The 6,172-nt window shown below is 52.1% G+C and carries 11 protein-coding genes; 3 read left to right on the forward strand and 8 right to left on the reverse strand.

Features of this window, described 5'->3' with window-relative positions:
- Positions 1-27: 27 nt before the first annotated feature.
- The 6 genes from trmD to Q7J88_RS11465 form a co-directional block, all read right to left on the reverse strand.
- Positions 28-762 carry a tRNA (guanosine(37)-N1)-methyltransferase TrmD gene (trmD, locus tag Q7J88_RS11440; protein ID WP_303722358.1) on the reverse strand — a complete coding sequence of 245 codons (735 nt, stop codon included), beginning with the start codon at positions 760-762 and terminating at the stop codon, positions 28-30.
- A complete protein-coding gene (gene rimM / locus Q7J88_RS11445; protein WP_303722359.1) occupies positions 759-1,289 on the reverse strand; it encodes a ribosome maturation factor RimM in 531 nt (176 codons plus the stop codon). Before rimM ends, trmD begins: the two co-directional genes overlap by 4 nt.
- 33 nt (positions 1,290-1,322) lie before the next feature.
- Positions 1,323-1,556, reverse strand: a complete 234-nt coding sequence (locus tag Q7J88_RS11450; protein WP_303722360.1) for a KH domain-containing protein — start codon at positions 1,554-1,556, stop codon at positions 1,323-1,325.
- Between the two features lie 56 nt (positions 1,557-1,612).
- On the reverse strand, positions 1,613-1,888 hold the full coding sequence (gene rpsP, locus Q7J88_RS11455) for a 30S ribosomal protein S16 (protein WP_303722361.1): 276 nt from the start codon (positions 1,886-1,888) through the stop codon (positions 1,613-1,615).
- Positions 1,889-1,962: 74 nt separating this feature from the next.
- Positions 1,963-3,315 carry a signal recognition particle protein gene (gene ffh, locus Q7J88_RS11460; RefSeq protein ID WP_303722362.1) on the reverse strand — a complete coding sequence of 451 codons (1,353 nt, stop codon included), beginning with the start codon at positions 3,313-3,315 and terminating at the stop codon, positions 1,963-1,965.
- A gap of 91 nt (positions 3,316-3,406) precedes the next feature.
- Positions 3,407-3,661 carry a DUF3343 domain-containing protein gene (locus Q7J88_RS11465; RefSeq protein WP_303722363.1) on the reverse strand — a complete coding sequence of 85 codons (255 nt, stop codon included), beginning with the start codon at positions 3,659-3,661 and terminating at the stop codon, positions 3,407-3,409.
- A gap of 183 nt (positions 3,662-3,844) precedes the next feature.
- Here Q7J88_RS11465 and Q7J88_RS11470 point away from each other — a divergent pair, with 183 nt between their 5' ends.
- Positions 3,845-4,102 (forward strand): hypothetical protein, encoded by a 258-nt coding sequence (locus Q7J88_RS11470; protein ID WP_303722364.1) that lies wholly within the window; start codon positions 3,845-3,847, stop codon positions 4,100-4,102.
- Positions 4,099-4,605, forward strand: a complete 507-nt coding sequence (locus Q7J88_RS11475; protein ID WP_303722365.1) for a DUF721 domain-containing protein — start codon at positions 4,099-4,101, stop codon at positions 4,603-4,605. Before Q7J88_RS11470 ends, Q7J88_RS11475 begins: the two co-directional genes overlap by 4 nt.
- Here Q7J88_RS11475 and Q7J88_RS11480 read toward each other — a convergent pair.
- Positions 4,602-5,333, reverse strand: a complete 732-nt coding sequence (locus Q7J88_RS11480; protein WP_303722366.1) for a tRNA1(Val) (adenine(37)-N6)-methyltransferase — start codon at positions 5,331-5,333, stop codon at positions 4,602-4,604. The two genes, Q7J88_RS11475 and Q7J88_RS11480, sit on opposite strands and share 4 nt — an antisense overlap.
- Before the next feature lie 173 nt (positions 5,334-5,506).
- On the opposite strand from Q7J88_RS11480, the gene Q7J88_RS15450 reads away from it, so the two are divergent.
- Positions 5,507-5,722: a transposase gene (locus Q7J88_RS15450; protein WP_369682028.1), complete on the forward strand. Its 216-nt coding sequence runs from the start codon at positions 5,507-5,509 to the stop codon at positions 5,720-5,722.
- Positions 5,723-5,931: 209 nt separating this feature from the next.
- Here the strand turns inward: Q7J88_RS15450 and Q7J88_RS11485 are convergent.
- Positions 5,932-6,172, reverse strand: a 241-nt coding sequence (locus tag Q7J88_RS11485) for a cytochrome c3 family protein (protein WP_303722367.1), incomplete at its 5' end; no start/stop codon positions are given.

The raw sequence follows: 6,172 nt of genomic DNA on the forward strand, positions 1-6,172 counted from the left end.
TATTCGGTTGTCTTCAATATTTACGTTTTACGAATCCAGCTGTTTCAGTTGTGCCAGAAACTTTAAATCTTCTTCTGTCAATTTTGCCTGTTCCAAAAGCTCCGGGCGTCTTTTCAGCGTCCTTTTCAGCTGCTGTTCACGCCGCCAACGAGCAATCTTGCCATGATCGCCGGAGAGCAGCACCTGAGGCACCTCCAGCCCGTTAAAAACTGCCGGCCGGGTGTACTGAGGATATTCCAACAAGCCGTCCGAAAAGGAATCGGTTTCGGCGCTACCTTCACTACCAAGCACCCCAGGCAGATAGCGCGAGATAGCATCTATCATCACCATCGCCGGTAACTCGCCACCGGTCAGCACAAAATCTCCCAGCGAATATTCCGCATCGACCAGCGAATCCCTGATCCGCTCGTCAAATCCCTCGTAACGCCCGCAGAGGAAAATCAAACCATCTTCTTGCGCCAACTGCTTGGCGTGCTGCTGATTGAAAGGTACACCCTGCGGTGTCATCATTATCACCTTGGCAGCAGGCGTCTGTCTTCGCAAATTCGCAACTGCACGCGCGATCGGCTCCGGTTTCATCACCATGCCGTCACCGCCCCCATATGGGGTATCGTCGGTGGTCAGGTGCTTGCCTTCTGCCCAATCTCGCAAATTGTGGGTCCGGACCTGTAACCGTCCCTGTTTAATCGCCCGACCGAGAATACTTTCTCGCAGCGGTGAATCAAACATGCCGGGAAACAGGGTCAAAACCTCAAAGATCATTCAACTTCCGGAATCAACCCTTCCGGCAAATCAACTTGCATGATCCGCTTTTCCAGATCGATCTCCAAAATAAATTGCGCCACGGCCGGGATCAGTACCTCTCCGTACTTGCCCGTCACAACATAGGTGTCATGTGCTGCCGTAACAAACATTTGGTGCAATTTGCCGATCGGCCCTCGCTCGCGGTCAACAACCTGCAGACCCTTGAGCTGGGACCAGTAATACTCGTCCTCAGCCAATTCAGGCAACTGCTCCTGAGGCAATAAAACCAAGCCACCAACCAGATGCTCGACCTGGTTAATCGTTTCAAGCCCCTGCAGACGCAACAAAACCTGCCCTTTGTGGAGCGACTGTCTGACTGGTTCGGCAGTCAGCCGTTCACCTGAAGGCAGGTGTAGCGTGACCTGATCTGCTGTCAGCAAAGCCTCTGGATCACCGGAATGCAGACGCACCTTCACGTCACCACGCAAACCGTGCGTTCCGACTATTTTACCTATTTCCAGCAACAAATTCGACCGGTTGCACATCCGCTTTGTTCTCTCAACCGATCCGAAGCCGGATTACTCCATGATCTGCAGAGACGCGCGCTTATTCTCGCGGGTCGCTTTAGCATTCAGCAAGGTCCGCATTGCCTTGGCGTTGCGCCCCTGCTTGCCAATGATTCGTCCCATATCTTCTTGGGCGGCCGCCAACTTAACGAGAACAGTTCCATCTTCAGTCTCCTCTTCGGAGATCACGATCTCGTCAGGTTTTTCGACCAACGACTTGGCGATGTACTCGATCAGGTCTTTCATGGGTCATCCTCCGGGTGGATAGGGGCCCGTTGCCCCGGATTCGGACCAGTCAGGCGTTAGGCTTGTGCTGCTTCCTTCGCCTTGAACTTGGCCCATACACCGGCACCACGCAGCAACCGGCGAACCGTATCAGTCGGCTGAGCTCCCTTGTTGAGCCATTCAAGGGCGCGATCTTCTTTCAGATTAAGCAAGGGCTGGTCCTGACGCGGATCATACTGACCCAGCTTCTCGATAAAACGACCATCCCGTGGGCAACGCTCATCGGCGACAACAACTTGATAGAAAGGCTTCTTCTTTGCGCCGCCGCGGGCGAGCCTGATTTTTACTGCCATGCTGTTTTTCCTCCTGGAACTTACTTTCTTTATGTTGTTCGAATAGTAGAACTTCGAGTCTCTATTCAAATGTTTCAGAACGGAAGCTGGCCACCCCGGCCGAGCATCCCTTTGAGCCCCTTCGGACCCATCTTCTGCATTTTCTTCATCATTTTTTGCGCTTCGATGAAGCGCTTCAACAACTGGTTCACATCCTGCACCCGGGTACCGCTACCATTAGCGATCCGTAGGCGACGCGAGCCGTTGAGAATTTTATGATCGAGCCGCTCCGCCGGAGTCATGGAGCGGATGATCGCTTCGATCTTCTTCATCTCTTTTTCCGGCAACTGCATCCCCTGCGCCTGTTTCATCGCTTTACCGGCACCGGGAATCATCTTCAGCAGCGAATCGATGGAACCCATCTTCTTGACCATCTGCATCTGCTCAAGAAAAGTCTCCAGTGTGAAACCATCCTTACGCAGCGCTTGTTCCATCTTCGCCGCGTCTTCTTCGTCGACCGCCGCCTGGGCCTTTTCGATCAGGCTAAGGACATCCCCCATGCCAAGAATTCGCTGCGCCATCCGGTCGGGATAAAACTGCTCGAGAGCATCGAGCTTCTCACCCATACCGACCAATTTAATCGGCTTGCCGGTAACCGCACGAATCGACAGTGCCGCACCACCACGCGCATCACCATCCAACTTGGTCAGCACCACACCGGTCAACGGCAATTGCTCGTCAAAGCTTGCCGCTACGGTCACTGCATCCTGCCCGGTCATTGCGTCGGCAACAAACAGAATCTCCTGCGGTGCGACGTTAGCAACGATCCGCTTCAACTCACCCATCAACGCGGAGTCAATGTGCAAACGACCGGCGGTATCAAGTATCAGTGTATCAAAACCACTCAGCTCTGCATATTCGCGCGCCCTGGTACAAATATCAACAGGATCCTGACCCGCGTTCGAATCGAACACCTCTATATTGAGCTGACGACCCAATGTCTTCAACTGTTCAATCGCTGCCGGACGATAGACGTCAGCAGGAACTAGCAGCGGGTTGCGTTTTTCACGGCGCAGTTTAAGCGCCAATTTGCCACAGGTGGTAGTTTTACCCGCCCCCTGAAGACCGCAGAGCATCACTGGTACTGGCGGTTTTGCTGCAAGGTCGAGAGAATTATCCTCGCCTTCGCCCATCAGTTCCGCCAGCTCCTCGCGGACTACTTTGATCACCTGCTGGGCTGGGGTCAGGCTCTTGAGAACCTCCTGACCAGCCGCCCGCTCGCCAACCCGATTAACAAAGCTTTTGACCACCTTGAAGTTGACGTCTGCCTCAAGCAGCACCAAACGGATTTCCCGCATGGTTTCTTTTATATGTTGCTCGGTAAGCTTGCCGTGACCACGAAGCTTCTTAAAAACCGAATCTAACTTGTCAGATAATGTATCAAACATACCACTGCTACGGCAAAATTCACGAAAGGACTAAATATATGTAAGGGACAACCCCATGTCAAGCGCAAAAACCCTCACAAAACAAGCGTTTTTACAACTGCTGTGTAAAAACTCCATCCTGCTTCTGCCAGACCTCCGCAACCGCCAAACCGGCAGTGGCAAGGGCCTCTTCAATCTGCGCACGACTCTCCGGTGAAAAACGGATCGCCAGCCCGCAATCAGAACTCAACTGACGCGGCACCGGAATCAACAAAATCTTCAGTCCGGCCGCTTTGAGAACTTTCTCGGCCTTCATCACCCGATGAATCGAGTGAAAAATAGCGACATAATCCCCGTCATTAACCACGCAAAAACTCCTTAAGACCCATTCAAAACCCAGTCCGGCCGCGCATAATGCCACGTTTGCCAATGACATGCAAGGGAGGATTTATAAATATACCGGCATCCCTTATTGCGTTTGACTCAATCGCAACTTAAATAGTAAAGTTTCAACAGGCTAAACAAACTGAACATATACAAGGATCAACAAGTGCATACCGTAAGAATCCTGCCACTAGCGGCATTACTGTTCTTCTCCTTCGGCACCAACCTGCCGCTCGGTTATTTACGCGAGACCAGCCGTAAGTTTTCCCTGCACTGGTTCGTACTCGTTCACCTGTCAATCCCTTTTATTATCGCCCTGCGCATCATGTTCGGCTTTGGCTGGCATGTCATCCCCTTCACTCTCGCCTGCGCCGTTGCCGGACAAGTCATCGGCAGCCGCATCCGGCGACGAACCTTACCATGAGCGCCAAACGGCCACAGATGAAAAAAGCCGAGCGGGCTAGCGCCATACTGAAGCAAGTCCTTGGCGACAATGGGATCGACGAACGGCTCTCGCGCTATCAGGTCTGGATGATCTGGGACCAGGTGGTCGGAAAGCAGATCGCAAACCGCGCCCGCCCCCTGCGTTTTCGCCAGGGGATTCTCGAGGTGCAAGTGGACCATCCCGTCTGGATGCAGCAGTTACAGATGCTGAAACCGCAAATTCTGGCAAAGCTGCATGCACAACTACCCAAAGCGGACATTACGGACATCTACCTTCGCAAGGTTCCGACACCATATACGTGCCCAAAAGAAGAAACCAAACCGAACGGGTCGACTTGGCAACAGATGAAATTAAGCGAAGAAGAAAAAAGGGAAATAGCAGGTCAGCTCGAACCGCTTCAGGATGCCGAACTGCGCGAAGAAATGCTGAAAGTCGCCCTCATGCAAAAGCGCCTCAATAAAGGACGAAAGGAGCAGGATTAGCAAGTAGGATTCTCATACATCGACAAAACTTCATCGCTGTAATCACGCCCGGCCCCCTTATAGACATAGAGTGGCCGCTCAACGGTCAGTCCCGGGTGCCCCCTTTTGCGCCCTTCCACCAAAATCATTTTTGCCGGTTCACATCGGCGTGGATGAACCATCCGCAAGCGCTTCGGCTCGATCCCGACCGCGCCCATCTGTACGATAAGCTCCGATAAACGTTCCGCTAGGTAAACGATGGCAAAACGTCCGCCATTTTTCAGTAACCATCCCGCAGCAGCAACGAAATCGACCAACCCCCCATTGAGTTCGTGGCGTGCAGCCGAGCGCTCATCACTGGAGGAAATTCGTCCGTTGCCGATCTGGCGATAAGGCGGGTTGCTGACGACCAGATCAGCGCTTGCAACCGGAAAAAGTTCTCTAATCTGTCGCAAATCCCCCTGCACAACCTGAACTCTGTGCGCCAACCCATTTAGCTCGACATTGCGCAGCGCACGTTCAGCCATATCGGGCTGTACCTCGACACCGATTAGCTCTTGAGCATCACTTAATTTCGCCAGCAATAGAGGCAAGACACCGCTGCCGGTACCAAGGTCAACGATAACGTCACTGGGACGACAAGTCACAAAACGGGCCAGCAACACCGGATCAAGCGAAAAACGATATCCTTTTTTCGCCTGCAACAATTTAAGGTTGCCGAGCGACAATTCATCAAGAGTTTCACTCATGGCAGTCAATAAGCACGAAAAAACCGGTTACGTCAAGACGCACCGGCACACAAAACTTTTTTTGTTTCTGACAAGAAAGTCTTTTTCACCTTCATTTCCCACTCATGATCAATTCTATCAGGCTTACTCAAACAGGCAGTCCGAGTTTCATATACATGATCGAATGAGGTAGATTGGGAAAAGAATTTTCCAACCATGCAAGTGGCAATCATGGCCATAGGAAATACGCTCGCGGAGAAGCACACGTCAATGCAGTGGAGTCATTCAACGCGATCCGGGAAGAGCGAAGCAGGGGGGGCTTTTACTTTGTCAGTCGACAACATCTGCCGCGCTATCTCAGTGAGATCGTCTTTCGCTGGAACAACCGGGGGCCTGTGAAAAAAAAGTGAAACGGATTGTCAAAGATCGTGAGGCAAGCAAAACCCGTTCAGGAACAGTTTGATGACTTGCTTCAGCATGTGGTAGGCACTCAGCTTCGAAGAACCATCTGGGGCGGGCTTGCTCAACCTCAGCGTTTGTGTTGTGGATAGAACCGAAAAAAAGCCGACCCAGAAAAATCTGGATCGGCTTTTTAGCTTAACCAACCTGTCTAAACAAATTACTTAACGTGGCATTCTTTACACTTGGTCGGACCACCCTTGTCTTTGTGGCAGTCTTTACATACCTTGTGGAAAGCAGTCTTCGACTTCGGTGCCTCAGGCTTAGCATCGTGACAGGTCTTACAAGCAGCATATTCACCAGTGTGGTGACAGGTTGTACACTCAGTCAGGCCTTGGTGCTTGGCGTGATCAAGGGTAATCGTCCCCATTTTGGCTTCCATCTTGATGGAAGCAGGACCG

The organism is Malonomonas rubra, assembly GCF_003247215.1.
Taxonomy (GTDB): domain Bacteria; phylum Desulfobacterota; class Desulfuromonadia; order Desulfuromonadales; family Geopsychrobacteraceae; genus Malonomonas; species Malonomonas rubra_A.